Origin of the sequence: Streptomyces yatensis (genome assembly GCF_018069625.1) — a bacterium.
GTDB classification, from domain to species: Bacteria; Actinomycetota; Actinomycetes; order Streptomycetales; family Streptomycetaceae; genus Streptomyces; species Streptomyces yatensis.
Genome location: NZ_CP072941.1, coordinates 9608216 through 9634263, shown reverse-complemented (window position 1 = coordinate 9634263; position 26048 = coordinate 9608216). Strand labels below are relative to the sequence as shown.

20 protein-coding genes and 2 pseudogenes are annotated in these 26048 nt (G+C 72.1%); 6 read left to right on the top strand and 16 right to left on the bottom strand.

Annotated elements, in window-relative coordinates:
* Positions 1-55: 55 nt before the first annotated feature.
* Positions 56-1738 carry an ABC-F family ATP-binding cassette domain-containing protein gene (locus tag J8403_RS40230; protein ID WP_211127488.1) on the bottom strand — a complete coding sequence of 561 codons (1683 nt, stop codon included), beginning with the start codon at positions 1736-1738 and terminating at the stop codon, positions 56-58.
* A gap of 460 nt (positions 1739-2198) precedes the next feature.
* Here J8403_RS40230 and J8403_RS40225 point away from each other — a divergent pair, with 460 nt between their 5' ends.
* Positions 2199-2843: a hypothetical protein gene (locus J8403_RS40225; protein ID WP_246586223.1), complete on the top strand. Its 645-nt coding sequence runs from the start codon at positions 2199-2201 to the stop codon at positions 2841-2843.
* 109 nt (positions 2844-2952) lie between these two features.
* Here the strand turns inward: J8403_RS40225 and J8403_RS40220 are convergent, their stop codons facing one another.
* The gene (locus J8403_RS40220; RefSeq protein ID WP_211127486.1) at positions 2953-3654 is read right to left on the bottom strand and encodes an alpha/beta fold hydrolase; all 702 of its coding nucleotides are present in this window, start codon (positions 3652-3654) and stop codon (positions 2953-2955) included.
* A 198-nt stretch (positions 3655-3852) separates the two neighbouring features.
* Here J8403_RS40220 and J8403_RS40215 point away from each other — a divergent pair, with 198 nt between their 5' ends.
* Positions 3853-4956: a baeRF2 domain-containing protein gene (locus J8403_RS40215; RefSeq protein ID WP_211127485.1), complete on the top strand. Its 1104-nt coding sequence runs from the start codon at positions 3853-3855 to the stop codon at positions 4954-4956.
* A gap of 93 nt (positions 4957-5049) precedes the next feature.
* On the opposite strand, the gene J8403_RS40210 is transcribed toward J8403_RS40215, so the two are convergent.
* Positions 5050-5895 carry an aldo/keto reductase gene (locus J8403_RS40210; RefSeq protein ID WP_211127484.1) on the bottom strand — a complete coding sequence of 282 codons (846 nt, stop codon included), beginning with the start codon at positions 5893-5895 and terminating at the stop codon, positions 5050-5052.
* Positions 5896-6118: 223 nt separating this feature from the next.
* On the opposite strand from J8403_RS40210, the gene J8403_RS40205 reads away from it, so the two are divergent.
* Both J8403_RS40205 and J8403_RS40200 read left to right on the top strand, forming a co-directional pair.
* Positions 6119-6901 carry a PLL family lectin gene (locus tag J8403_RS40205; RefSeq protein WP_211127483.1) on the top strand — a complete coding sequence of 261 codons (783 nt, stop codon included), beginning with the start codon at positions 6119-6121 and terminating at the stop codon, positions 6899-6901.
* A gap of 297 nt (positions 6902-7198) precedes the next feature.
* Positions 7199-9010 (top strand): ricin-type beta-trefoil lectin domain protein, encoded by a 1812-nt coding sequence (locus J8403_RS40200; RefSeq protein ID WP_211127482.1) that lies wholly within the window; start codon positions 7199-7201, stop codon positions 9008-9010.
* A gap of 71 nt (positions 9011-9081) precedes the next feature.
* Here the strand turns inward: J8403_RS40200 and J8403_RS40195 are convergent.
* The 8 genes and pseudogenes from J8403_RS40195 to speB form a co-directional block, all read right to left on the bottom strand.
* Positions 9082-9804: pseudogene (locus tag J8403_RS40195) on the bottom strand (class I SAM-dependent methyltransferase); the annotation flags it as partial.
* Positions 9805-10031: 227 nt separating this feature from the next.
* A pseudogene (locus J8403_RS40190) lies at positions 10032-10943 on the bottom strand (extracellular catalytic domain type 1 short-chain-length polyhydroxyalkanoate depolymerase); the annotation flags it as partial.
* Positions 10944-11192: 249 nt separating this feature from the next.
* On the bottom strand, positions 11193-11705 hold the full coding sequence (locus J8403_RS40185; protein ID WP_211127480.1) for a GNAT family N-acetyltransferase: 513 nt from the start codon (positions 11703-11705) through the stop codon (positions 11193-11195).
* Positions 11706-11870: 165 nt separating this feature from the next.
* Positions 11871-13319, bottom strand: a complete 1449-nt coding sequence (locus J8403_RS40180; protein ID WP_211127479.1) for a gamma-aminobutyraldehyde dehydrogenase — start codon at positions 13317-13319, stop codon at positions 11871-11873.
* Positions 13316-13723, bottom strand: a complete 408-nt coding sequence (locus J8403_RS40175) for a YybH family protein (RefSeq protein ID WP_211127478.1) — start codon at positions 13721-13723, stop codon at positions 13316-13318. Before J8403_RS40175 ends, J8403_RS40180 begins: the two co-directional genes overlap by 4 nt.
* A gap of 26 nt (positions 13724-13749) precedes the next feature.
* Positions 13750-14409, bottom strand: a complete 660-nt coding sequence (locus J8403_RS40170) for a cyclase family protein (protein ID WP_211127477.1) — start codon at positions 14407-14409, stop codon at positions 13750-13752.
* A 7-nt stretch (positions 14410-14416) separates the two neighbouring features.
* The gene (locus J8403_RS40165) at positions 14417-15958 is read right to left on the bottom strand and encodes a purine-cytosine permease family protein (RefSeq protein WP_211127476.1); all 1542 of its coding nucleotides are present in this window, start codon (positions 15956-15958) and stop codon (positions 14417-14419) included.
* Positions 15951-16913, bottom strand: coding sequence for an agmatinase (speB, locus tag J8403_RS40160; protein WP_211127475.1), 963 nt, complete (start codon positions 16911-16913; stop codon positions 15951-15953). Before speB ends, J8403_RS40165 begins: the two co-directional genes overlap by 8 nt.
* 111 nt (positions 16914-17024) lie before the next feature.
* Between speB and J8403_RS40155 the strand changes: the two genes are divergently transcribed.
* A complete protein-coding gene (locus J8403_RS40155; protein WP_246586220.1) occupies positions 17025-18485 on the top strand; it encodes a PucR family transcriptional regulator in 1461 nt (486 codons plus the stop codon).
* 68 nt (positions 18486-18553) lie between these two features.
* On the opposite strand, the gene J8403_RS40150 is transcribed toward J8403_RS40155, so the two are convergent.
* The 5 genes from J8403_RS40150 to J8403_RS40130 form a co-directional block, all read right to left on the bottom strand.
* Positions 18554-19360: a class I SAM-dependent methyltransferase gene (locus tag J8403_RS40150; protein WP_425519868.1), complete on the bottom strand. Its 807-nt coding sequence runs from the start codon at positions 19358-19360 to the stop codon at positions 18554-18556.
* The gene (locus J8403_RS40145) at positions 19357-20961 is read right to left on the bottom strand and encodes a PucR family transcriptional regulator (protein ID WP_211127473.1); all 1605 of its coding nucleotides are present in this window, start codon (positions 20959-20961) and stop codon (positions 19357-19359) included. The genes J8403_RS40150 and J8403_RS40145 overlap by 4 nt, the downstream gene beginning before the upstream one ends.
* Positions 20962-21056: 95 nt before the next feature.
* Positions 21057-22451, bottom strand: coding sequence for an NAD(P)/FAD-dependent oxidoreductase (locus tag J8403_RS40140; RefSeq protein ID WP_211127472.1), 1395 nt, complete (start codon positions 22449-22451; stop codon positions 21057-21059).
* Between the two features lie 48 nt (positions 22452-22499).
* Positions 22500-23165 (bottom strand): HAD-IA family hydrolase, encoded by a 666-nt coding sequence (locus J8403_RS40135; RefSeq protein WP_211127471.1) that lies wholly within the window; start codon positions 23163-23165, stop codon positions 22500-22502.
* Between the two features lie 69 nt (positions 23166-23234).
* Entirely contained in the window at positions 23235-24602 is a 1368-nt protein-coding gene (locus J8403_RS40130) for an MFS transporter (RefSeq protein WP_211127470.1), read from the bottom strand.
* 419 nt (positions 24603-25021) lie between these two features.
* Here J8403_RS40130 and J8403_RS40125 point away from each other — a divergent pair, with 419 nt between their 5' ends.
* Positions 25022-26008, top strand: a complete 987-nt coding sequence (locus tag J8403_RS40125; protein WP_211127469.1) for a D-2-hydroxyacid dehydrogenase — start codon at positions 25022-25024, stop codon at positions 26006-26008.
* The last annotated feature ends 40 nt before the right edge of the window (positions 26009-26048 follow it).

Genomic DNA, 26048 nt, shown 5'->3' with positions numbered 1-26048 from the left:
CGTTCCGCCGTGTGGCATTCACCGTGTGATGCCGCGGGTGAGGTCCCGGCTCGTCTCAGTTCCTCTCAGCGACTCCCTCGGCCGCGGACGACGCCTCGAGCAGATCCTTGACCTCGTCGGCGCCGGTCTCCCGCAGCTCCTCGCCGACCAGCAGCCACCGGGTGATGCCGATCGATTCCAGGAACGGCAGATCGTGGCTGGAGACCACGAGCGCGCCCTCGTAGGAGTCCAGCGCGCTCGTCAGCTGCCGCGCACTGGCCACGTCGAGGTTGTTGGTCGGCTCGTCGAGCAGCAGCAGCTGCGGGGCCGGTGCGGCGAGCATGGTGGCCGCGAGGGCGGCCCGGAAACGTTCGCCACCCGAGAGGGTGCCCGCCGGCTGTTCCGCCCGCGCCCCCTTGAACAGGAAGCGCGCGAGCTGGGAGCGGATCTGGTTGTCGGTGATCCCGGGCGCCCGGCGCGCCACGTTCGCCGCCACGCTCAGCTCGTCGTCCAGCACATCCAGCCGCTGGGGGAGGAACCGCAGCGGCACAAACGCCGTGGCCTCCCCGGACAGCGGGGCGAGCTGGCCGGTGAGGGTGCGCAGCAGGGTGGTCTTGCCCGCCCCGTTGCGCCCCACCAGCGCGATGCGTTCGGGCCCCTGCACATGGAGGGTGGCCTCGCGCAACGCGCCGTACCGGGGGCGCAGTTCACTCAGGCTGAGCACGGTGCGGCCCGCGGGCACGGCGGTGTGCGGCAGGCTCACCCGGATCTCGGCGTCGTCGCGGACCGCCTCGGCGGCCTCCTCTCGCCGCTCGCGCGCCTCGTGGAGCCGGTCTTCCTGCAGGTCGCGGAGTTTTCCGGCCGACTCCTGCGCGGAGCGCTTGCGGGCACCGGCAACGATTCTCGGAGCCCGCCGCTCGACGTCCATCTTCTTGCTGTTCCGCTGACGGCGAGCCAGTTTGATGTGGGTCTCCTCCAGTTCGCGTTTTTGCCGACGCACATCCGCCTCGGCGACCCGCAGCATCCGCGCGGCCGCCTCCTGCTGGGTGGCCAGCGCCTCCCGGTAGGCGGACCAGCCACCGCCGTACCAGGTCACCGACCCGGACCGCAGTTCGGCGATGCGGTCCACCCGCTCCAGCAGCTCACGGTCGTGGCTGACCACGACCAGCACACCGGAGCGCCAGGAGTCGACGGCGTCGTAGAGCCGCCGCCGCGCGAACAGGTCGAGATTGTTGGTGGGTTCGTCGAGCAGCAGGACGTCGGGACGCTCCAGGAGCAGGGCGGCCAGGCGCAGCAGTACGGTCTCCCCGCCGGAGAGATGGCCGACGGTGCGGTCCAATTCGACACCGCCGAGTCCGAGTGAGCCCAGTGTCGCCAGGGCCCGCTCCTCGACGTCCCAGTCGTCACCGATGGTCTCGAAGTGGGCCTCGTCGACGTCTCCCGCCTCGATGGCGCTCAGGGCGGCGCGCCGCTCGGCGATGCCCAGGGCCTGGTCGACGCGGAGGGTGGTGTCGAGGGTGATGTTCTGCGGAAGGTAGGCGAGGCTGCCGCCGACGGTCACCGACCCCTGAGCGGGACGCAACCGGCCCGCGATCAGCCGCAGCAGGGTGGACTTGCCACTGCCATTGGTGCCGACGAGGCCGGTGCGGCCCCGTCCGATGCCGAGCGAGAGCCCGTCGAAGACGGTGGTGCCGTCCGGCCACTGGAAGGACACGGCCGAGCAGGTCACGGAGGCGCTGGGGGTGGGGGATGCTGCCATGGTGTTCTCGCATTCGCAAGCGCTGTGAAAAGGGGCTACGTATGCGAGCACCACGCGGCGACCAAGCCGGGAAAACGGGTGCGGCCCTCCGAAGGGTGAGGGACGGCTGATGCACCGAGGTCGCATTCACGCGGGTCACGGGCGGCGAGAAGGCCGGCTACGACGTGACGGGCTACGGCTTGTGCCGTACCGCGCGATGATCGCGAACCTCAGATACGCAACGTCCACCTCTATCGGAGACAACAGGACCCGGGAAGTGTAGCGCAGCCGTAGTGGGTGATGTCGGGTGCGCGGCCGGGCGGGGTCGCGCTGCCACCTTCCTGCCAACCTTTCCCGCGCCCCCGTTTCCGCGGACGACCGCCGTTACGATCACCCGCGTGACCTGGCGGCGCACCCTATGGAGGCGCGCCGCCCGTTTCGGATCGCATCGGATCAAAGGGCGTGAGAAGTGAAGAGCCGGTTGAGCATCGCGGCCGTGTCGGCCGTCTCCCTGGTGGCGTTCCTGGGTGGTACGACGGTGGCCACGGCCCAGGAGTCCGATCCGGCGCCGAAGTCCTGTGACGGTGTCCGGCTGACCGGCGAGCTTCCCGTTCCGGCGCCCGGCCAGGCCGTCTCGGGACAGATCACCATAGGCGCCGACTGCAAGCCGGAACCGGTCTCCGTCCAGCACGGCCCGGCATCGACCCGCTCGGTCCGCACCGCCACCGCCGCGACCGCCGCCGGGCATCAGCTGCGTGGCTGGAACGAGATGTACGACTGCTGCAACATCCGCATGACGGGCCTGTACACCGCCTCCTCGTGGGACACGGCGAACGGCCGCGTCACCACGGCCACCCAGGAGTGGAACCGCGAGCCGTGGGACGCCGGCTGGTCGCTCGCCTCGCAGACCGCGAAGGACGACTGTGCCACCGACTGCGCCGAGGTCAACTCCGAGGCGCACGCCGACTTCGCCTACCAGGGTGTCTTCGATCCGACCGGCGACTGGTACGACAACACCCACCACTCCTTCGTCCAGTTGAAGGCCGACGGAACGGCGAGCTGCCGCTTCGATGTGGAGCTGCGGCACACCTTCGTGGGGTGGAACTGGCGGTACGGCTGCGAGTGACCGCACCGGCGGCGCGGCAGCACACACGACGCGGCCCCCGCCCCGCACGACGCGGGTGACCGGGCCCCGGGCGAACACCGCCCGGGGCCCGGTCAGACGTAGTGCCGCGTCACGATGCCCCAGCACACCGGAGCAGTATCCGGGCCAGCTCGCGCGGCTGGGAGAACATCGGCCAATGGCCGGTGTCCATCTCGACCAGCCGCCAGTGCTCGCTCTTCAGCAGCTCGGCCACGTCGTCGGCCGGCGCGGCGCCGTCGAGCAGACACTTGAGGTACGTGGCCGACAGCCCGCCCAGCGGACGCGCCAGGACGGCCGGCTCCGACAGCGTGGCGCCCGGATGCGGCGTGGCGCCGCCCACGAGCCGCCCGACCTGCTCCTCGGTGAGCCCCTGGCCGTGGCAATCGGCCTCGGTCAGGGGCGCCCAGAACCCGCCGTTCGCGGCCATCGACGCCTCCACCATGGCCCGCCCACCGGGCCATGCCGACAGGAACGACTCACCGTCCGCCGGAACGTTGGAGTCCACGAACACCACATGGGCCAGCCGGTCGCCGATGCGCTCGGCGGCCTGACCGACCGGGATGCCCGAATAGCTGTGCCCCACCAGGACCACATCGCGCAGCTCGAGGCGCTCGACCTCGCCGACGATGTCCTGGACGTGGGTCTGCTGCCCGGCCTGTACACCCTGCTTCTCGGCGAGCCCGGACAGCGTGAGCGCATGGACGCCGTGTCCGGCGGCACGCAGCTCCGGCACCACCCCGTCCCATGCCCACGACCCCAGCCACGCACCCGCCACCAGTACGAATTCCGTCATGGCGGCAAGGTAGCGCGGGGGTCCGACAAGGGACCGCCGGATCACTCTCCTCCCGGCGGTGTGAGGTCGCTGGTTGCGGTCAGTGGCGGGGGCGGGGGTCGATCGGGGGTATGGGCGACCGGTTTCATCCGGTCCGAGAGGGAAACCCGCTCGTGTCGGGCCGCCCCGTCAGGTCGCCCGACAAGGTACGGAGCGCATATGAAGTTGTCGTTTCTCGACCCGCTCTACGCGCGGCCCGGCCCATGGGCCGCCGTCTACCTGGACACCTCCCGCGACATCGAGGATCCGGAGAAGGCGATCGAGCTGCGCTGGCGGCACCTGCGCGACGCGCTGTCCGGCCAGGGCGTGGACAGCGCCACCCTCTCCGCCCTGCACACCGCCGTGGGCAGCGACCGGGAGGTGTCCGGACGGCACGGAAAGGCCCTGTTCGCCGCCCATGGACGGCTCGGCCTGGCCGAGGAGCTCCCCGAGCCGCCTGCGGCCGATTCGGCCCGCTTCACCTCGATCCCCGATGTGCTGCCCCTGGTGCTGCAACACGCCCCGGACATCCCCTACGTGGCCGTGGCCCTCTCCCGGGCTTTCGCGGAGACCGACCTGGAAGAGGATGTGGTGGTGCACTACCAAGCCGGGCGGTGGCCCATGAGCCGGGTGGCACCGGAGCCCCGCTACAACCACATCGGCGCGGCCCGGGACTGGCCGGCGAACGCCTTCGCGGTCGCCCACGAGCTGGAGAATCTGCGCCGCTGGACCGATGCCGAGACGATCGTGTTGCGGTGCGCGGCGGAGGACGTGTGGTTGCGCGGCGTGCTGGTCAACCATCTGCCCGAGTCCACCCAGCAGCGCGTCGTCACCGTGCCCGACAGCGGACGACCGGTGGCCGGACCCGGCCGGGCCCTGTTGGAGGCGGAGCTGAACGACACGCTGCGTGCCACGGTGAACGAACACGACCGGACCTTGACCCACCGCTACATGGCACAGCGCGCGCGGCACCCGGACACCTCCGAAGGGCTGTCCGCCGCCCTCACCGCCCTGCAGCGTGGCCAGGCCCACTGCCTGCTGCTCACCCGCCCTGTGAACCTTCCGGAGTCGCTGTGGGCGGGGCCCGAGCCCACCCACGTCACGCTGACGGAGCCGGACCTCCACACCTTCGGCGTGCACACCGGACGGCAGGAGCCCGCCGGGGCCGTGGTGGTACGGGCCCTGGTGGGCACCGGCGCCGAGCTGATCACGGTCCCGCGTGAGGAGCTGTCGCTGGAGGACGGGGTCGGGGTGCTGCTGCGCTACCACGACCCGTATACGTGAGGTCCGCCGCGCCCGCACCACGGCCCGGACGCGTACGACCCGCGACCCGTGTATGTGGAGCCGGTGCGCCCAAAGCCTCCGAGGCCCCCGGGCTCAAAGGACCTCGAGGGGCACGGGCCCCGTGGGCGGAGGGAAGGCGCGGTCCAGAGCGTCCAGGTCCTCCGGGGTGAGCTCCAGATCCAGTGCGGCGTGATTCTCCTCGACATGGTCGACCCGCCCGGCCTTGGGGATCGCCGCCACCCCCTGCCTGAGCACCCACGCCAGCGCCACCTGCGCGGGCGTCGCGCCATGGGCCCGTGCGACCTCCCCCAGCGCACGGGAGCGCGGCAGGCGTCCCTGCTCGATGGGCGAATAGGCCATCAGGGGGATGTCGCGCCGGTGGCACCAGGGCATGAGGTCGTACTCGACACCGCGCCTGGTGAGGTTGTAGAGCACCTGGTCGAGGGCGACACCGTCGCCACCGGGGGTGGAGACGAGGTCCGTCATATCGGAGACGTCGAAGTTGCTCACACCCCAGTGGCGGATCTTGCCGCTGTCGGTCAGTTCGGCGAAGGCTTCGAGGGTCTCCTCCAGCGGGATCCGCCCCCGCCAGTGCAGCAGGTACAGATCAAGCCGGTCCGTGCCGAGCCGCCGCAGGCTGTCCTCACAGGCCGCAATGGTTCCGCTGCGGTCGGCGTGGCCGGGGAGCACCTTGCTGACCAGGAAGACCTCGTCACGGCGGTCGGCGATCGCCTCTCCGACGAGTTCCTCGGAAGCGCCGCTGCCGTACATCTCGGCCGTGTCCACGAGCGTCATCCCGAGGTCGAGCCCATGCCGCAGCGCCGCGATCTCGTCGGCGCGGCGCCGAGGGTCGTCACCGATGTGCCAGGTGCCCTGGCCGAGCGGCGGGATCCGCTCCCCCGAGGGCAGCGGGACGGTGTCCGGTGTGCTGGTCATCATGCCCGCCTTCCTGGTTCTCCGGCCGCCTCCAACGGTAGGCGACGCCCACGCCATCCGACCTCCGCACCGGGTGGCCCGGCGCTCGCGTCACCACCCGGAAGGCGGAGTCCACCGCGAGCCGGAGCGGCGTCGAGTCCATGCTGGAAACAGCCGTGGACCGACGGTCCCCCACGGGCCCGGTGCATTGTCTCCGGGCCGCCTTCGACCTGCGATGAGGCGTTGTATGAGTGCGATCAGAGCGACCGAGGACCCTGGTATAGCCATTCAGTTCCTGCACGACGAGATTCAGGAGATCAGGGAATCCGATGACGCCGCGGCCACCATCCACGACCTGATCTTGCCGTCCGCGCTCAACGTCCCGCTCGCCGGCCCCATCATGACCGAGTCCGCCGAGGCGATCGCGGAGGCCATCGCCGACCGGAAGACGGACCTCGTGGAGACCGACGAGGGGGAGGGCGTCGAGGTCGTGTTCCCCCCGTCCGCGCTGTCCGACGGCGTCTGGGAGGTGGAGGACGTCAGGCCCCTTCCCAGCACGGTGCGGTCCGCCTCCATGGCGGAGACGTTCTCCATGCGCAGCCCGACCGCTCCGACGGGGGCGGCTGTCGGGGACGACCTCTATGTGTTCGCCAGGGACGACGACGGCCGTGTCCTGTACAACCGGAGCGGCGCCGACGAGGGGTTCTCCGGCTGGGAAGAGGTGCCCGGTGAGCTCGTGAGCGGCACCCAGCCCTCGGCGGTCAGCAGCGGAGACGAGGTGCTGGTGTTCGCCACCGACACCGAAGGACGCGTGCACTCCAACCGGGTCGGCGCGAACGGGGCGTTCACCGGTTGGGAGGGGGTGCCCGGCGACATCACGACCGACGGCGCCGTGGGGGTGGCTTCCCAGGCCGATTCGGTGTTCGTGTTCGCACGGCTCGACGACAACCGCATCGCGTTCAACCGGCTGCTGCCGGACGGCACCTACACGGGATGGCTGGACAAGAGCATCGCGTGGCGCGGTGAGTGAGAGCGGCGCTGAGGGGCGGATCGCGGCAGCGGTACCAGCGTGGTCGCCCCGCCGGACCACTTCGCCCCCGAGCCGCACCTGACCGCCGGGCGACTGACGGCGGAGGCGCGCTTTCACCGCCGCCTTCCCTCTGTGCCGCAGCGGGGGTACTCGGGCGCGAACTCGCCGGACGCTTCACCACGGACCGTAATTAATTGTCGTCTCAAGGCAGTTCCTGCCGAATGGCTTTACCGGCACCCACGCGCTCCACCACTATGGGCACTCGTCTCACTGCCGGTGACGCGAGGAGTCGCGAGGGTGACCGACCAGCACGGAACCGAGCCCGATGCCACCGCCGGGCAGCGGCCGTACGCCCAGCTGTCCGACGCGGAACTCACCGAGCGCATCCGCTCCGGGGCGCCCACCGCACTCCCCGCCACCCAGCAGCTGCGGGAGCGCCACCTGCCGGCGGTGCTGTCCTACGCCCGGCTCTGCGCCAGGACCCGGGCCGACGCCGACCAGCTCGCCGATCTGTCCTTCGGCCTCGCCGCGCAGGAGACCTGTCGCGGTATCGACCCCTGGGGACCGTGGCGGCACCATCTGCTGCTGCTCGTCCAGCGGGTGGCCGCCACCTGGGCGGAGGGCAACCGGGCGGAGAGGCTCGATCCCCCGTTCGCCGAGTGGCTCGGCCGCTCCGGTATCACCGCGGACGGCGAGGCCGGACGCCGGAGGCCGCAAGAGCGTTCGGCCATCCTCGGTGGCTTCCTCAGCCTCTCGGCACGCACCCGTGATGTCCTGTGGTACAGCGTGGTGGACGAGGATCCCGACACGGCGGTGGCCACCTTCGCGGGGCTGGCGCCGCACACCGTCCCCACCCTCCGGGAGACGGCACGGGACGCCCTGCGCGAGGCGTGGCTGCGGACCCATCTGGAGCGTGGCGGCGAGCAGACCTGCCAGGGCTTTCGGGGCCTCATCGAGGCGGCGGTACGGCCGGACAACCCCCGGCGCTGCGACGACCTGGACCGCCATCTGTCCGCCTGCCCCTCTTGCGCCGGGGTGTACGGCGACCTGATCCGGCTGGACGAGGATCCCCGGACCGTGATCGCCGACGGCCTCCTGGGGTGGGGCGGGGCGGCCTATGTCACGGCGGGACCCGTCGACGGTCTGCCCTCGGTGGGATCGGCGACACCGTCGCATGCGGGGCCGCGGCAGCCGGACCCGCCCCTGGCCCCCGCTCCCCCGACGCCGCATCCCCCCGCCGAGACCGCGGGGGATGCGATGGCCGCGGGAGTGGCTGGGGGCGCCGGCATCGCGCCGAACGCGGCGAACGCGCCGATGGACGGTGGATCCGCGGGGCGGTGGCGCCGGCCGGCCTGGACGGGCTCCCGGCCGCCCGCGACCACGGCGCTGATCGCGGTGGCGGCCGTGGCGGCGGTGGCCGCCACGGTGGCCGTCCTGGTGTCCGGCGGAGACGACATGACCCCGGCCGGTGGCACGAACACACCTCCGCCCGTGTCCGCCACCGCCACCCCTTCGGCTCAGCCGACGACGGAACCGCCGGCTCCGACGAAGCGGCCACAGCGCCCGCCGAACCCCGGTGGCATGACCGAACCGCCCACGACCGCCCCCACCACACCTCCCCCGAGCACCGCCCCGCCGTCCGGCGCCCCGATTCCGGGTGGCACCTACACGTTGGTGATCAACGCCGATTCCGGGCTCTGTCTGGACATCCGCGACCAGCGGCTGGAGAAGCGCACGGACGCCGTCCTGGCCCCGTGCGCCGGGACCGACACCCAGCGGTGGCGGCTGGACTCCGAGGGGCTGCTGCACACGGAGGCCGACCCCGACTTCTGCCTGGACTCGCGCGGGGACACCGACCGGGGCGTCGGCATCTGGCCGTGCTCCTCCGCCGACGGCGACAACGGCGAGAACCTGCGGTTCGCGGTCGACCGCCAGGGGTTGATACGCCCTCATATCGCACCGGACTTCGCCATCACCCCGGACGACGACGAGGCCGACAGCCAGGTCGAGCTGCGCTCGGCCGAGGACCGGAACGACCAGCGGTGGAACGCCGGCTACACCGGCACCTCCTCGGCCGATGTGTCAGTGTCCGGGCCCGCGGCGCGGTGACCGTCATCGCGTTGCCGTCCCGCCAACGAGCCCGACCATCCCTCGGACCACGGCGCTTCGGCCTCAGTGGCGCGGCGGAAGAGGGCCGCCCACAGGAACGGCTCCCCGAAGAGCGGGGAGTGGGACGGTTCGTCGTGCATGCGGCGCAGCTCGATCTCGGTCAGCTCGGAGAAGATCCAGCGCAGCGACTCGGGTGTGTAGGCGAGGCCACCGTGGAGCGCGGACCGGCGGTAGAAGGCCGCGTCGGGGAGTTCGGAGCCCATCGCGCCCGCCGCGAAGCAACTGAGGGCGAGATGGCCACCGGGGGCCAGGGCACGCGCGATGAGGGCGAGGTAGCTGACCCGGCGGTGCGGTGGCAGATGGTGGAAACAGCCGGAGTCGCAGATCAGGTCGTACGGCCCGGCAAGCTCATCCGCGGTGAGCGCGAAGGCGTCGCCGCAGTGGAACCGGATCCCGGCTCCGGCGTCGCGGGCGCGTTCCGTGGCCCAGGCGATGGCCGTGGGCGAGAGGTCCACGGCGTCCACCGTGAAGCCCCGGGAGGCGAGGTGGAGGGCGTTGCGGCCGGGGCCGCACCCCAGGTCGAGCGCCCGGCCCGGGGCCACCAGGCCACGGTCCAGATACGACACCAGATGCTCGTCGGGCTTCGCCACGAAGAACGGAACGGGCTTGGAGCGGTCCGCGTAGAAACCGTCCCACCACGAGGCACCGTCGGCCGTCCAGCGGTCGGCCTCCGGTGCGAAGAGGCCGTCCAGGAGTCTCATGACGTCGTCCATCGTGCGGATGTTCCGGTCCACGCGCTCCCCTTCCCGAGGGGGAAAACATAGGCGCGGACCCGGCACAGCACCAGCTCAGGCTCCACACCGCGAGGGCACCGGCGGCCGCCGGAGGGACGGTGGGCGAAGGGGCGGAGTGTGGCTTCGCGGCCGCGGGCACCGGCCGTTCACGCATCCGCCGAAGGCCGCCAAGGGGCCGGTTTCGCCGACCCCTTGGCGCCTTTCTCATCGTTTCTCCCGGCCGGTCAGCCGGCGTCCAGTCCGAAGAAGGTGATGGCCCGTGCGGCCATACCGGCGGCGGGGAGGGAGTGTCCCGTGCCCTGAACGCTGATCGCCTCGACGGGGGCCCGGTTGCCCGTGGCGCCGTAGCGGGTGCGGGTCCAGGTGGGCTGCGGACGGTCCGTGAGGACGGGGGTCTGGCTCACCCCGAGCACGTTGGTCCACTGCTTGATCTCCTCGCCGAAGTTCGGATAGCGCAGGGTGCCGTCCTCGGTGCCGTGCCACAGCTGCATCCTCGGCCGGGCGCCCTGGTAACCGGGGTAGGCCCCGCGCGCGAGATCGCCCCACGCCTGCGGTGTCTTGGTGATGGTGCCGTTGGCGCAGGCGCTGTTCCAGCCGGATCCGTCGGTGGTGGCGAAGCAGCCGAAGGGCACGCCCGCGAACGCCGCGCCCGCCTTGAACACATCCGGGTAGTCGCCCAGCAGGACGTTGGTCATCATGGCACCCGATGAGGCGCCGGTGACATAGACGCGGTTGGGGTCGGCGTTGTGGCGCTGCTGGGCGTAACGCACCATCGACACGATGCCCACCGGGTCGCTGCCGCCGTCGTGGCGCAGTGCCTGCGGGGAGGAGACGTCGAAGCAGGCGCCGCTTCTGGTGGCGGAGGGATAGATGACGATGAAGCCGTAACGGTCCGCCAGGGAGGCGAACTCGGTGCCGGAGTAGAACGCGGGCCCCGAGCCCGTGCAGTAGTGCACCGCCACGAGGACGGCGGGCCGTGCCGCGACGTTGTTGGGCACGTATTCGTACATGCGGAGGTTGCTGGGGTTGGTGCCGAAGCCGGTGACCTCGGTGAGCGAGGCCGCGGCCGCGGGGGTCGGGGCCAGCAGGAACAGTGAGGCGAGCAGCGGCAGTACGCCGCCGAGTAACGCCGCGGCCATCGACCTCGGTGTCCTTCGGCGGCGTCCGGGTATGTGCGTGGTTCCCGCGGACACGGGGGCGTGGTTCATGCGACTGTCCTTCCTGGACTGTGACGGTGGAGGGGGCGGCTCACGGCTCATGCCGCCCGTGCGGCCGACCCCGTTGCCATACGCCGTGGAGCCGGGAGCCAATGGGAGCGCTCCCATATCGGGTGTAGGGCACCACTCCCCCACCGTCAACCCCTCTCGTCCGTCCAGCCCCCGCGTCCGCTACGGCCGCACGGCGATCCGCCGGTGGAAGCAGACCCGGTGCTGCCCGGGGCCGTCGTAGTCGCTGTGCACGGGAACGCCGCCGACCTCCTGGTCGCCCGGTTCGACGGTGAACCCCATGGCCCGGTGGAAGGCCACGGACCCGGTGTTCGCGGGCGAGGTGATGGCGCGCACCTCCCGGCGGCCCGCCTCGGCGGCGCGCTGGAAGAAGGCCGTGTAGAGCCTGGCGCCCACACCCTGTCCGCGCAGTTGGGGGTCGACTCCGACGAAGTGGATGTACGCCTCGTGGTCGTTGTCCGCGGCGTGGAAGCCCACGAGGAACGCCCTGAGCCCGGCCCTGTCCTCCAGCGCCAGGCTGGTGCCGGCGAAGAACTGCAGAAACAGCCTGGGCACCAGCAGGGACAGCTCGCGCGCCTGCTCGGGGGTGCGGGAGTCGCCCCACCAGCTCCGCACGCACTCGACGATGGTGCCGTGGTCGGAGACATGGGCCCGGCGCAGTGTCATCTCGCTCATATCGCACAGGCTAGCCGGGCCGGTCGTGCCGACCACCCGGGTGTGAACGAGCCGTCGCGGAAGCCTCGTTCGGCCCGCTCGGGGCTCGGCCGCCTTCCCCTCGTCACCGCGCCGGAACCGTGCGGCGCGGTGGCGCGGTGATGAGGGCCGGAGGAGCGGCGAACGTCAGAGGGCCGTCATGACGTGCTTGACGCGGGTGTAGTCCTCGAAGCCGTAGGCGGAGAGGTCCTTGCCGTAGCCGGACTTCTTGTAGCCGCCGTGCGGCATCTCGGCGGCGAGGATCATATGGGTGTTGATCCATACGCAGCCGAAGTCCAGGGCCTTGGACATCCGCATCGCGCGGGCGTGGTCCTTGGTCCACACCGAGGAGGCCAGCGCGTAATCCACGCCATTGGCGTACGCGACGGCCTGGGCCTCGTCGCGGAAGGGCTGGACGGTGATGACCGGGCCGAAGACCTCGTTCTGGATGATCTCGTCGTCCTGCTCGAGCCCGGAGACCACGGTGGGCGCGTAGAAGAAGCCCTTGTCGCCGACCCGGTGGCCGCCCGTCTCGACGGTGGCGTGGGCGGGGAGCCGCTCGATGAAGCCGGAGACCTGGGCGAGTTGGCCCGCGTTGTTCAACGGCCCGTACAGCACCTCCTCGTCGTCGATGGACCCGCCCGTCCTGGTCGCGGCGGCGGCCTTGGCGAGCGCGCTCACGAACGCGTCGTGGACCGACTCGTGGACCAGCACCCGGGTGGCCGCGGTGCAGTCCTGTCCGGCGTTGAAGAATCCGGCGAGGGAGATGCCCTCCACGGCCTCCGCGATATCGGCGTCCTCGAAGACCACCGCCGGGGCCTTGCCGCCCAGTTCCAGATGGACCCGCTTGATGTCCTTGGAGGCCGACGCGGCGACCTGCATGCCCGCGCGCACCGAGCCGGTGATGGCCGCCATCGCCGGGGTGGGATGCTCGACCATCAGCCGGCCGGTCTCGCGGTCGCCGCACACCACGTTGAAGATACCGGCCGGAAGGCCCATCTCCTTCAGGATGTCGCCGATGACGCCCGCGAGCAGCACGGTCGAGGCGGGGGTGGTGTCCGACGGCTTGAGGACGACGGTGTTGCCCGCGGCGAGGGCCGGGGCGAACTTCCACACGCCCATCATCAGCGGGTAGTTCCACGGCGCGACCTGCGCGCACACCCCGATCGGCTCGCGCCGGACGATCGAGGTCAGGCCCTCCATGTACTCGCCCGCCGACCGGCCCTCCAGCATCCGGGCGGCACCGGCGAAGAACCGGATCTGGTCGACGATCGGGGCGATCTCCTCGGTGAGGGTGAGGGCGCGCGGCTTTCCGGTGTTGCGGCACTCCGCGTCCGCGATCTCCTCCGCCCGGGCCTCGACCGCGTCCGCGATCCGCAGCAGCAGCTTCTGCCGGGTGGACGGGGTGGCCTCGCGCCAGATGGGGAAGGCCGCCGCGGCGGCGGCCATCGCGGCGTCGACGTCGGCGGCGCCCGACAGGGGCGAGGACGCGTACACCTCGCCCGTGACGGGGTCGGTGACCTCCAGGCGGCGGCCGTCGGCCGCGTCGGTGTAGGCGCCGTCGATGTGGTTGCGCAGGACGAGAAGCTCGCTCATCGTTCCGTCTCCATGCTCGTGCCGGGTGCTGCGGAGAGATGTTCGTGCACGGCCAGCCAGTGGCCGTGGGTCTGACGGCGGAAGACGATGGTCTCGCGCTCGTGGGTGGTCTCCTCACCGGCCGTGGTCCTCACCGTCGTCTTCACCAGGTGGGTGAAGACCGCTGTGTCACCGAGGAGTTGGACCAGCCGGTCGGTGGAGGCGCAGGCCAGGACGCGGAAGCCGTCCTCCGCGACCCAGCGGTCCCACAGCGCCCGGTACTCCGCGGTGGAGTTGAGCCGTTCGGAGGTCGTGTGGAAGACGAACGTGGCGTCGGGCGCGAACGCCGCGAAGTAGTCGTCGAGGCGGCCTTCGCCGAACGCCGCCACCACGGCGTCGGCGGCCTGCAGAACCTCGTCGTTCATGGGGTGGTGCTCCTTGCGTGGATGGTTCAGCCGACGCGGGCCACGGCCCGCACGGGGGCGCCGTCGGCCGCGGGGAGCCGCAGCGGCAGCAGGGAGACCTCGATGGGCTCTCCCGCCGTCTGCGCGTCGAGCAGGGGGTCGAGGCCGGTGAGGTTCTCGGCGATGACGGCGTGGGCGCCGCACAGGATCCGGTGGGCGGGGAAGTCGTCGGCGGGGGTGGGATCGACGCTCAGCGCGTCGATGCCGACGGTGCGGATCCCGGCGGCCACCAGGAGTTCGGCGGCCTCCGGGGTCAGATACGGATGGGCGAGGTAGTCCTCGCCGCCCCAGTGCCGCGACCAGCCGGTGGCCACGAGCAGGATGTCTCCGGCCCGCGGGCGGCTCTCGGACCAGGACGCCTCGAACAGGGACGGCCCGAGCGGGGCCCGGGGCTCCGCGCCACGGACGTCCACCACCACGGCCCGGCCCCAGAAGCGCTCCAGCGGCAGCTGGTCCAGGGTGGGCAGCGCGTCGTCGATGTGGAACGGGGCGTCGACATGGGTGCCGGACTGCGACCCCATGTCCAGGTGCAGGACGTTGACCCCGTCGGCGGCGACGCTGAGCGCCGGGGCGATGGCCACCCGCGGATCGCCGGGGTAGACCGGCATTCCGGTGGCTACGGGTACGGACAGATCGATCAGGCGCACGGCTGCCTCACACCCCTTCCGCCACCGCGGCCACCGGCGCGCCGCCCTCCGTGGTGATCGGCGGCACGGGCGCGTCCGAGGCGCGGACCAGCCGCGGCCCCTGGGGCCCGTACACCTCGCGCGGCTCGGGGAAGATCCACAGCATGGTCAGGTAGAGCAGCGCGGCGGTGGCGAGGCCGACCGGCAGCGAGATGTCCGCGCCGTCGGCCAGATCGCCGAGCGGGCCGACGTACTGCCCGGGGACGTTGACGAACATCAGGGCGAGCACCGCCGCGGTCAGCCAGGCGCCCATGCCACGCCAGTTCCAGCCGTGGTGGAACCAGTAACGGCCGCCGCGCTGGCGCCGGTTGAACACCTGGAGCGAATCGGGGTCGTACCAGCCGCGCCGGGTCACATAGCCGAGCACCATGATGATCATCCACGGGGCGGTGCAGGTGATGATCAGCGTCGCGAAGGTGGAGATGGACTGGGACAGATTGGCGGCGAACCGGCCGAGGAAGATGAACCCGATCGAGAGCACCCCGACGAACAGCGTGGCCTGCACCCGGCTGAACCGGGTGAACACGCTGGAGAAGTCCAGGCCGGTGCCGTAGAGCGAGGTGGTGCCGGTGGACAGGCCGCCGATGAGCGCGAGCAGGCACACCGGCAGGAAGTACCAGCCGGGCGAGATGGCCAGCAGTCCGCCGACGTAGTTCGGTGCGCTCGCGTCCATGTACGGCGCGGCCTTCTTGGCGATGATCGAGGCGGTGGCCAGGCCGAAGAAGAACGGCAGGAGGGTGGCGATCTGCGAGGCGAACGCCGCCGTGACGACCTTCCGGCGGGGGGTGTCGGCGGGGATGTAGCGCGCCCAGTCGCCGAGGAAGGCCCCGAAGGACACCGGGTTGGACAGCACGATCAGCGCCGAGCCGATGAAGGCGGGCCAGAATCCGGCCGTGGACGCCGAGGGGAACGAGCCCTGGTAGCCGGGGTCGAAGTCCCCCACGAAGGCGAAGAAGCCGAGGACGAACAGCGTCGAGGCCGCCACCACCGCGATCTTGTTGACGAAGAGCATGAACCGGAAGCCGTACACGCACACCGTCAGCACCAGCAGCCCGAAGACGCCGTACGCGAGGGCGAACACGCCGTCGTTCTGTTCCACGCCCATCAGCCGGTGGGCGCCGCCGACCAGCGCGTCGCCGGAGGACCACACCGAGATGGAGAAGAACGCGATGGCGGTGAGCAGCGACAGGAAGGAGCCGACGATCCGCCCGTGCACCCCCAGGTGTGCCGAGGAGGAGACCGCGTTGTTGGTGCCGTTGCACGGGCCGAACACGGCGAGCGGGGCGAGGATCAGGGAGCCGCCCACCACGCCGAGCACGGTGGCCGCCAGGCCCTGCCAGAAGGAGAGCCCGAAGAGAATCGGAAAGGCGCCGAGCACACAGGTGGCGAAGGTGTTGGCGCCACCGAACGCCACGCGGAACAGGTCGAAGGGGGTCGCGCTGCGGTCCGCGTCGGGGATGCGCTCGACCCCGTAGCTCTCGACCTCGGTCAGTGCCGGGGAATCACTCATCCGCTGTCTCCCGCTTCCCCTGCAACGCGAGCAGGCTGATCAGGTCGTAGGCCACGTGGGAGGCCGCGACCGAGGTGATCTCGGCGTGGTCGTAGGCGGGCGCCACCTCCACCACATCGGCGCCCACCAGTCGGCATCCGGCCAGTCCGCGCAGGATCTCCAGGAGCTCGCGCGAGGTCAGGCCGCCCGCCTCCGGGGTGCCGGTGCCGGGGGCGTGGGCCGGGTCGAGGCAGTCGATGTCGATGGAGATGTACAGCGGCCGGTCGCCGATGCGCTGGCGCAGCTGGTCGGCCACCTCGTCGGCGCCGCGCCGGTAGACATCGGCGGAGGTGACGATGCCGAAGCCCAGCTTCTCGTCCTCGGTGAGGTCCTGCTTGCCGTACAGCGGGCCGCGGGTGCCGACGTGCGAGAGGGCGGAGGTGTCGACGACGCCCTCCTCCACGGCCCGGCGGAACGGGGTGCCGTGGGTGTGCTCGGCGCCGAAGTAGGTGTCCCAGGTGTCCAGGTGGGCGTCGAAGTGGAGCACCGCCACCGGGCCGTGCCGCCGTGCGGCGGCGCGCAGCAGCGGGAGCGCGATGGTGTGGTCGCCGCCGATGGTGACCAGGCGGGTGCCGTCGGCCTGCAGGCCGTTCGCGGCGTCCTGGATGGTCTCGATGGCCTCGCCGATGTCGAAGGGGTTGACGGCGATGTCACCGGCGTCGGCCACCTGCTGGGTGGCGAACGGCGACACGTCGAGGCCCGGGTGGTAGGGGCGCAGCAGCCGGCTGGCCTCGCGCACCGCGGCGGGCCCGAAGCGGGCGCCGGGGCGGTAGGAGACACCGCCGTCGAACGGGACACCCACCACGGCCACATCGGCGCCGGACACCTCGTCGAGGCGGGGCAGCCTGGCGAAGGTGGCCGGGCCGGCGAAGCGCGGGACCCGGGAGGAGTCGACGGGTCCTCGGGGTTCGGTCATGGTTCTCGCAGTCCCTTCTTCATGTGCGCCGGTGGGGTCCGGTCGGGCGAGTCTGCACAGCGGAGGAACCGCGCGACAATCGTTGCTGAGACAAAGAGTTAGGCTCAATTTGTGGTGAACGACAAAGAGCAGGGTGTGACGGTCGACGATCTGCTGTCGTATCCGGCCCTCCAGCTACGTCTGATCGCGGGTGGCGCCGGGCTGCACCGCTCGGTGTCCTGGGCCCATGTGAGCGAGCTGGACGACCCCACGCCCTGGCTGCTCGGCTCCGAAATGATCATGACGACGGGGATAGCGATGCCCCGCTCGGCGGCCGGACAGCGCGGCTATCTGGAGCGGCTGGACGACGCCGGGGTGGCCGCCCTGGCCGTCTCCGCCCAGCTGCGGATGCCCCCGCTGCGCCGGGCGTTCTTCGACGCCGCCGAGGAGCGGGGGATGCCGGTCCTGGAGATCCCGCTGGCCGTGCCGTTCATGGCGGTGGCGCAGGAAGTGGCCGCCGCCGTCCAGGAGGACGCCCGCCACCGGCTGGGCGCCCAGCTCCAGGTGTTCGGCGCGCTGCGCTGGCTGACCTCGGAGAATCTGGACACCGCGACGCTCTTCGGCCGGCTGGAGAAGCTGTCCGGCTACGACATCTACCTGTGCACCCCGCAGGGCCGGCCGCTGCTGCCCGGTGTGCCCGCGCCCGACACCTCGGTGATCCCCGGCTCGGCGGACGCCCCGCCCACCATCCCCGGCGGCTTCGCCCTCCCGGTCCCCTCCCCCGGTGGCCCGGCGGGTTTCCTCATCGCCTTCGAACGGGAGGGCGCCCGCCCGGCGGGGCTCGCCGTGGTGCAGCACATCGCCACGGTGGCCGCCCTCCAGGTGGCCATGGTCCGCACCGAACGGGAGACGCTGCGCCGCGAGGGGGCGGAGATCCTCGCCGAGCTGCTGCAGGGCGCGCTCGAACCCGCGGTGGCGCGGCGCCATCTGCTGCGCCACTCCATCGAGGGCGAGACCGTGCTGGCGGTGGTCCGGGGGGTCACCGAGGACGCCGTGCTGCGCGCGCTGGAGGATCAGCCGTGTCTGCTGCTCAAGCGCGGCGAGGACCGCTATCTGCTCGGCTCGCCCGGCCTGGGTGAGGCGGTCGAGTCGCTGTCCGGCGTGGCCGCCGGGATGAGCCGCCCGTTCAGCCCGGGCACCCCGCTGCGGATCGCCCAGCGCGAGGCGCTGTGGGCGGCCTCCCACGCCGTCGCGTCCGGCCGGGCGCTCGTACGGTACGGCGACGATGTCACCGGTCGCTGGCTGCCCGACGATCCGGCAGCCCTCACCGACCTGGTCGAGCATGTGCTGGGCGAGGCGCAGCGCTACGACGCGGGGCATGGCTCACGGCTGCTGCCGTCGGTGCGCACCTGGATGGAGCGTGACCGCCGTACGGACGAGGCGGCCGCGGCGCTCCATGTGCACCCCAATACCCTCGCCTACCGGCTGCGCCGCTTCAGCGAGCTGACCGGCCGGGATCTGTCCAGCACCGGTGCGTTCGCCGAGGTCTGGCTGGCGATCCGGGCCGCGGGCCAGCTCGGTCTGCTCGACTGAGCCTCGGCTGAGGACCCCGGCGCTGCCATCCGTGCAGTGGGGGTGAGCACCCCGGCCCCGCCGCCCGCTCAGTGCGGGCGCCGGCCCCAGCAGGTGATGAGCGGGGCGGTGGTGACGTCCATCCCCTCGCCGCGCAGATGGTCCAGGTGGCGCTCGATCTCCTCCTCGGTGGCCAGATCGCCCGCCACCAGCCGCCCGCGCAGCTGACGCACGGTGGCCGCCTCCAGCTCCCGGCACGCCGGGGAGGTCAGCGGGAAGCAGCCCTCGGCGCGTACGTCGTGCAGCCCGGCGCCGCGCAGCAGGGCGGGCAGGGTGCGGCCGAAGGCGAGGTCCACACCGCGCTCGGCGAGCAGCGCGCGGAATCCGCGGCGGATCCGGTTGGCCAGCTCCTCGGCCGGGCCGCGCTCATCGGGGCAGGCGAGCGGCTGGAGCGCCGGGTCGGCGTCCTCCACCACCAGCCATCCGCCCGGCCGGACCGCCTCGGCCATCCGCCGCAGCGCCTCGGCCCGGTCGGGCAGATGCACCAGCACCAGCCGGGCGTGGACGAGGTCGAAGCCGTCGCCCGGTGGCTCATCGCTCGCCACGTCGTGGCGGCGCACCTCGATCGGGGCGGCGGCCGGGCCGGACAGCTCCGTCAGCCAGGAGGTGTCGATGTCGGTCACCAGCACCTGTCCGGTGGGCCCGGTCCGCTCCGCGAGGGCGGTGGGCACCGAGGGGCCGCCCGCGCCCACCTCCCAGCAGCGCCAGCCGGGGGCCAGACCGAGCCGGTCGAGGTGGTCGAGGGTCCACGGGTCGAAGAGCTCGGCCAGCGCGTCGAAGCGCCGCCCGGCCTCGCGCTGCCGGTTGTCCAGCAGATAGCCGGTCTCGGATGTCATGCGTCCCATCCTCCCGCGCCGGCCGCCGTCAGCGTGTCCAGGGCGGTGACGGCGACGTGGAGCTGGGTGCGCTGCACACCGGACTCCAGATCGCGGCCGAGGAGCCGTTCGATGGTGTGCAGCCGCTGGTAGAACGCCTGGCGGGAGAGGCCGATCTGTTTGGCGGCGATGGACTTGTTGCCCGCGGCGAGGTAGTGGCGCAGCGTGCTCAGCAGATCGCCCGCATGCCGCTCGTCGTACTCGATCAGCCTGCCCAGCTGGTGCTCGACGTACTTCTGCACACGGATGTCGTCGCGGAGCGCGTACAGCAGCTCGGGCAGTCCGACGTCGGAGGGCACATGGAACGGCCGGTGCGGGGTGCCGGGGCCGATGGCGTCGACGACCTCCTCGGCCTCCCGGAACGCCCGTGCCACCTGGTCTATCTCCGTCACTCCCGGACCGACCGCCACCACCCCCGGCTCGCCGAGTGTCTCCTCGGTGAGCCGGCTGACCCGCTCCACCACCGGCTGCCATGCGCTGGCCCGGGCCAGGGCGAGCAGCACCCCGGTACGGTCCGGGGAGAGCCGCCCCACCAGGGCCCGGATGCCGGAGTCCCGCAGCGTGTCGGCGAGCCGGTCGTCCAGGCCCGTCTCGTCGGCGGTGGCGCCGTGGTGGCCGATGGCGAGGGCGATGAGGCGGTGGCCGACGACGGGTATGCCCAGGGCCTCGATGCGGATACGCGCCTCGGTGCGGCCGCGGTAGCTCCAGCGCAGCAGTTCCAGCAGCGCGCACGTGTGGGCCTGGCGGTCCCACTGGGTGTGGCCGGTCAGCCGGGCCAGGGTGAGGGCGGTGGCGGCGCGCCTGAGGATCATGGTGTGTTCCGGGTCGGCCGTGGGGGCGGACGCGTCCGGCACTGCCACCAGCCGCCCCCAGCGCCTGCCGTTGTGTTCGACGGGGGCCACCAGCCAGTCCTCGGGTCCGCTGGCCCCCGCGGTGTCGGGGGTCGGCGTGGCACGGGAGCGGCGCGGCCACGCCTCCAGGACTTTGCCGGCCGTGCCACCGGCCGTACAGGAGACGACCGCGTGGTGCAGCAGGTTCTCCAGGACCACCGGGCGGCCCATCAGCTCGGCGGCGGCGCGGACCAGCTCCTTCGGCTCCGCGTTGCGCAGCGTCAGCGCGGTGAAGATCTCGTGGACCTGCTGGGAGCGGCGCAGCAGCTCGCCCTGCGCGTCCAGGATCAGCGCGTGGACGGTCTGGGTCACCTCGATGAAGCGGATGCCGCGGGACAGGACGATCAGCGGCAGGTCCCGGGCGCGGCAGGCGGCCACCAGGTCCGGTGGCACCTGCTGGTAGCGGCGGCCGAGCTCCACCACGAGCCCCGCGGCGCCGATGTCGGCCAGCTGGTCCACATAGCCGCGCAGCCGGCTGGGGTCGTTGGGCTGGGGCATGCCGGTGGTCAGTACGAGCTCTCCGCCCTCGAGGAACGAGGCGGGGTCGAGCAGCTCGGTGACATGCACCCAGCGGACCGCACGGGCCAGCTGCCCCTCGCCGGCCATGACACGGGGAAGTCCCCCGACGATGACGGGAAGACGCAGGACGTCGGCAACCGTGAGCAACGGCATCTGGACGGACTCCCTCCGGATACCGCTCATCATCGCAGAGCCGGGCCACCGCGCCCAGGGCCGTCGAACGGGCCCGGACGCGGCGGCGTGCGGTCTCACGGACGGCGTGCGATGAGGTCGGCGATGGTGGCGATGGGTGAGGTACGGACACGTCCGCCCGCCTCATGGCGGTCGGCGAGGCGGTAGGCGACATACAGGCCGCGCACCCCCAGCCAGCGGAACGGCTCGGGCTCCCAGGTGCCCGGGGCGTGGCCGGTCCACGGCAGCCGGGTGAGCCGGGTGTCGCGCTCCAGGACCAGATCGGTGAGGGTGCGGGCGGCCAGGTTGGTGGAGGTGACGCCGTGGCCGACGTATCCGCCGGCCCAGCCGAGCCCGGTGGCCCGGTCCAGGCCGACCGTGGCGGACCAGTCGCGGGGCACGGCCAGCACCCCGCACCAGGCGTGGTCCACCCGGGCCCCGGCCGTCTGCGGCAGCATCCGCTCCAGGGTCCGGACGAGCTCGCCGATCGTGCGCTCGCCGACCCGCCCCTGGTGGTCGGTGCGCGAGCCGAAGCGGTACGGCACCCCGCGGCCGCCGATCGCGATCCGGTCGTCCGCGGTGCGCTGGGCGTACATATGGCCGTGGGCGGTGTCCCCGAGGGTCTCCCGGCCCTCCCAGCCGATCTCCCGCCAGATCCGGACGGGCAGCGGCTCGGTGACGATCATGGAGCTGTTCATGGGCAGCCAGGCCCGCCGCAGCCCCTTGAGGGACGCGGTGAACCCCTCGGTGGCCCGGAGGACGACGGGGGCCCGGACGGTGCCGTGCGCGGTGATCGCACGGCCCGGTTCGATGGCGGTGACCGGGGACTTCTCATGGATGGTGACCCCGAGCCGTTCGACGGTGTCGGCGAGGCCGCGGACCAGGGCGGCGGGCTGCAGCCGGGCGCAGTGCGGGGTGAAGGCGGCGGCGGTGACCCCGTCGACGCGGATGCGCCCCGCGGATTCGGCGGGGGTGAGCAGCACCGAGTCGGCCACCCCCCACTCATGGTCCTGTTCGACCTTGTGGCGCAGCCGGGTGGCCTGGGCGGGGGTGCGGGCGACGCGCAGGGTGCCGCCCTTGACGATGCCGGCGTCGATGCCCTCGCGGGCGGCAACGTCGATCACCTCGTCCACCGCCTCGTTCATGGCCCGCTGCCAGTCCAGGACCGCGGGCCTGCCGTAGGCCCTGGCCATCCGGTCGCGGGCGCCGGGGATCAGCCCGGAGGCCCAGCCGCCGTTGCGGCCGGAGGCGCCGAATCCGGCGAACTCGGCCTCCAGGACGGTGATCCGGAGCCCGGGGTCGGCGTGTTTGAGGTAGTACGCGGTCCACAGCCCGGTCAGTCCGGCGCCGACGACGCACACATCCGCGTCGCGGTCGCCGGGCAACGCCGGGCGCGGGGTGGGGAGTTCGGCGAACCAGTGGGCGACGCGGCCGTTGACCGGCGCCGGGCGGCCGGCCGTGGTGGCGGTCATGGATTCCCTTCGCGGGGTGGGCGGTGGCGGAAGTGGCCGGGGCGAGGGTCAGACCCCGAGCAGTCCGGGCAGCTCGGACAGGTCCTTGATCTCCTCGTACGGCTGGAAGGCGGGCGAGCCGGGGAAGCCGTAGCGGTTCACCCAGATCCGCCGCATGCCCGGGTAGCGCTTGGTCGGCATGATGTCGTATTCCCACCCCTGGGCGGTGTGGATGATGTCCCCGGGGCCGCGGCCGGTGGCCTTCATGAGGTACTCGAACGCCTGCGGGAGTGGCTTGTAGGCACCGGCCTGCTCGGCGGTGAGCACATGGTCGAAGTCCACGCCGAGCGCCTCGACGGCGTAGGCGATCAGGTCGTCCTCGCTGTTGGAGAGGATGGCGATGTCGTATTCGCCCTTGAGGCGGCGCAGCGCGTCGGGGACCTCGCGGAAGGGGGTGAACTTCTTGATGGCCTCGATCAGCGCCTCGCCGTCCTCGTCCCGGTACTCCAGGCCGTGCAGCGTCATGACGTTGCGCAGGGTGCGGCGGACGATCTCCCGGTAGGGCAGGTATTCGTCCAGGACGCCCTGGAAGCGCATCACATACGCGTCGTGGTGGAACTGCTCGGGGTCGACGCCGAGCTCGGCGAGCCGGTCCTTGACGATCTCGTGGGTGGCGGTGCGGGTGTCGAAGTTGATGAGTGTGCGGTAGCAGTCGAAGGAGACCAGCTTGCGCATGGGCGCGTCCTTTCCAGGGGGGCGATGTCAGATTTTTGACGGTGCGTCAGGCCGCGGTGTGCTGGTGTGTCAGGCGCGGCTGCTGGCTTCGGCCAGGCCGAGGTTCTTGGTCTCGGGGGCGAGGAGGACGGAGACCACCAGGCCGATGAGGGTGATCGCCACCCCGATGGCGAGGGTGCCGCGCACTCCGAAGTCGGCGGTGGCCATCGGGAGCAGGAAGGTGCTGGAGGCGGAGCCCACCCGGCTCATGGCGGTGGCGACCCCGACGCCGGTGGCCCGCAGATCGGTGGGGAACAGCTCGCTGGGATAGACGAACTGCAGTCCGCTGCCCGCGGCCTCGAAGAACTGGAAGGCGGCGAAGAGCGCCACCACCAGGGCCGCGTAGTGCAGGGGCAGCACGGTGAGCGCGATCAGGGAGATGTTGATGCACAGGAAGCTGCCGATGAGCAGCGGACGCCGGCCGATGCGGTTGACCACCAGCAGTCCGAGGCCCGTTCCGGCGACCGCGATCGTGGTGATCAGCGCGCTGGCGCCGAAGGTGCCGGTCACCCCGAAGGACTCCAGCATCTGCGGCTGGAAGGACCGCACCGCGAAGGCCGGCGCCACCTGGCAGATCCAGAACAGCGAGCAGAACAGCGCGGGGATCCCGTAGCCGCGGCGGAACATCTCCGCGAGATTGCCCAGGCCGGAGCCGCCGCGCCGGTCCGGACGCGATTCGACGAGCAGTTCCTCGGCGCTGACCTCCTGGCCGAGGTGGCGGCGTACGACCTCCCTGGCCTCCTCCACCCGCCCCCGCGAGGCCAGCCAGCGCGGCGACTCGGGGACGCCCGCCCGCAGCAGGAGGAAGAGCACGGCGGGGACCGCGCCGGAGGCGAGCATCCAGCGCCATGCGTCGTCGCCGGTGCCCAGCAGCAGCCATCCGGCCCAGTAGCTGACCCCGTAGCCGACCCACCAGGCCAGGACCAGCCCGGACAGGGCGGGGCCACGCATCCGGCGCGGCACCAGCTCGGTGGTGAGGGCCGAGGCGATGGGGTAGTCGGCGCCGATCGCGATGCCGATGAACAGCCGCAGCACCAGCAGCTGCCACGCCTCGGTGACGAAGAACTGCAGCGCGGAGCCGATCACGAACGCGGCCAGGTTGAGCACATACATCAGATGGCGGCCCGCCCGGTCGGTGATCGGGCCGAACACCGCGCCACCGAGGAAGACGCCCACGAGGACGGACGCCGCCACGAGCCCGGTCCACAGCGTGTCCAGGTCCAGGGCCGGGGTGATCAGGCTGAGCGCCACCCCCATGATGCCGAGCAGATAGCCGTCGCAGAACGGACCGCCCATGGCGACGAGGACCATCCTGCGGTGGAAGGCGGTGACGGGGGCGTTGTCCAGGGTGGGCGAGGAGTTCTGGAGGGGCTCTCGGGAGGTTCTGGGCAGGGACATGCTTGCTTCTCCTGGGGACGAGGAGGGGCGCTGCGGCGCGGGCCGATGCCGGGGTGCCGGGGCGGTGGCGGGCATCGTCTGTCAAGCATTCGGTGGGCACGCACGGTGGTGTGCGCGGTCGGGACGCATGCGGTGGGGGAACCGCGCGGTGGGCGGGTGTGGCCCGGGGACGGGGATGGGCTCCGGAGCGGCCGGTGACGCGTTCCGGCTGGCCATCACCCTGGTTCAGCCGACGGCCACCGTCAACGTCCACCGTGTTCCGTCCCTCGTCATCGGGTGGACACTCTGTCCGTTGTCCAGCGGCGTGGCAGCGGTCACGCTTGAGGCGTCCGCCCGTACCCGTCACGCCCGTGGGAGACCCGTCATGACCGATGCCACCGCCGCGGTCGCCACCGCGGTCGCCGCTGTCGGAGCCGGACGTGGCTGACCGGCTGGTCGTTCTGTACCGGGACCATCTGCCGCCCAACCGGGCGCGGATCGAGTCCCTCGCCGAGACGGTGTACGCCACCGAGGAGGAGCTGCCGCTGTTCCTCCCCGGGGCGGACGCCCTGCTCGCGTGGTGGCCGCTGTCCGCCGCGGTGGCCGCCGCCTGGCCCGGCGATCCGGCGAAGGCGCCGCGCTGGGTGCATGTGGCGGCGGCGGGGGTGGACCCGTTTCTCTTCCCCGCGCTGACCGGCAATCCCGAGGTGGTGCTCACCAACGCGCGGGGCGTCTACGACCGGCCCATCGCCGAGTACGTCCTGGGGCTGATCCTCTCCCTGGCCAAGGACTTCCCCGGCACCTGGGAGCATCAGCGCCGCCGGGAGTGGCGGCCCTCGGACAGCGAGCGCATCGGCGACCGTACGGTCCTGATCTGGGGCACCGGCTCCATCGGGCGTGCCACAGCCCGTCTGCTGCGCGCGGTGGGCATGCGGGTCAGCGGCGCCGGCCGCACACCGCGGACCGGCGACCCGGACTTCGGGGTGGTGCACGGCCCGGCGGCCCTGCGCGAGGCGCTGGGCGAGGCGGACTATGTGGTCCTGGCCGCCCCGCTCACCCCCGCCACCCGTGGCATGGTCGACGCACCCGTACTGGCGGCGATGAAGCGGGGTGCGCGGCTGGTCAACGTCGGGCGTGGCCCGCTGGTCGACGAGCAGGCCCTCGTCGACGCCCTGGCCCAGGGCAGGCTGGCGGGGGCGGCGCTGGATGTCTTCACCCACGAGCCACTGCCGGTGGAATCGCCCCTGTGGGAGATGCCGGGCGTCATCGTCTCCCCGCACACCGCGGGCGAGGTGACGGACTGGCGCGGTGACCTGGGCGAGCTGTTCCTCGACAATCTGATCCGGCGGAGCGAGGGCCGTCCGCTGCGCAATGTGGTCGACAAGGCCCTCGGCTATGTGGTGGACGATCCGGCCCGGCCACGGTAGGAGGCCCGCCGTGGCGGGGCTCCCGACCGCGGCCGGGTGT

Excerpts from the sequence above, each read along its gene's own strand:
- J8403_RS40230 (WP_211127488.1), bottom strand. The coding sequence starts at position 1,738 with ATGGCAGCATCCCCCACCCCCAGCGCCTCCGTGACCTGCTCGGCCGTG.
- J8403_RS40180 (WP_211127479.1), bottom strand. The coding sequence starts at position 13,319 with ATGAGCGAGCTTCTCGTCCTGCGCAACCACATCGACGGCGCCTACACC.
- J8403_RS40165 (WP_211127476.1), bottom strand. The coding sequence starts at position 15,958 with ATGAGTGATTCCCCGGCACTGACCGAGGTCGAGAGCTACGGGGTCGAG.
- J8403_RS40135 (WP_211127471.1), bottom strand. The coding sequence starts at position 23,165 with ATGCGCAAGCTGGTCTCCTTCGACTGCTACCGCACACTCATCAACTTC.
- J8403_RS40215 (WP_211127485.1), top strand. The coding sequence starts at position 3,853 with ATGAAGTTGTCGTTTCTCGACCCGCTCTACGCGCGGCCCGGCCCATGG.
- J8403_RS40185 (WP_211127480.1), bottom strand. The coding sequence starts at position 11,705 with ATGAGCGAGATGACACTGCGCCGGGCCCATGTCTCCGACCACGGCACC.
- J8403_RS40220 (WP_211127486.1), bottom strand. The coding sequence starts at position 3,654 with ATGACGGAATTCGTACTGGTGGCGGGTGCGTGGCTGGGGTCGTGGGCA.
- J8403_RS40175 (WP_211127478.1), bottom strand. The coding sequence starts at position 13,723 with ATGAACGACGAGGTTCTGCAGGCCGCCGACGCCGTGGTGGCGGCGTTC.
- J8403_RS40145 (WP_211127473.1), bottom strand. The coding sequence starts at position 20,961 with ATGCCGTTGCTCACGGTTGCCGACGTCCTGCGTCTTCCCGTCATCGTC.
- speB (WP_211127475.1), bottom strand. The coding sequence starts at position 16,913 with ATGACCGAACCCCGAGGACCCGTCGACTCCTCCCGGGTCCCGCGCTTC.
- J8403_RS40210 (WP_211127484.1), bottom strand. The coding sequence starts at position 5,895 with ATGATGACCAGCACACCGGACACCGTCCCGCTGCCCTCGGGGGAGCGG.
- J8403_RS40150 (WP_425519868.1), bottom strand. The coding sequence starts at position 19,360 with ATGACATCCGAGACCGGCTATCTGCTGGACAACCGGCAGCGCGAGGCC.
- J8403_RS40130 (WP_211127470.1), bottom strand. The coding sequence starts at position 24,602 with ATGTCCCTGCCCAGAACCTCCCGAGAGCCCCTCCAGAACTCCTCGCCC.
- J8403_RS40205 (WP_211127483.1), top strand. The coding sequence starts at position 6,119 with ATGAGTGCGATCAGAGCGACCGAGGACCCTGGTATAGCCATTCAGTTC.
- J8403_RS40140 (WP_211127472.1), bottom strand. The coding sequence starts at position 22,451 with ATGACCGCCACCACGGCCGGCCGCCCGGCGCCGGTCAACGGCCGCGTC.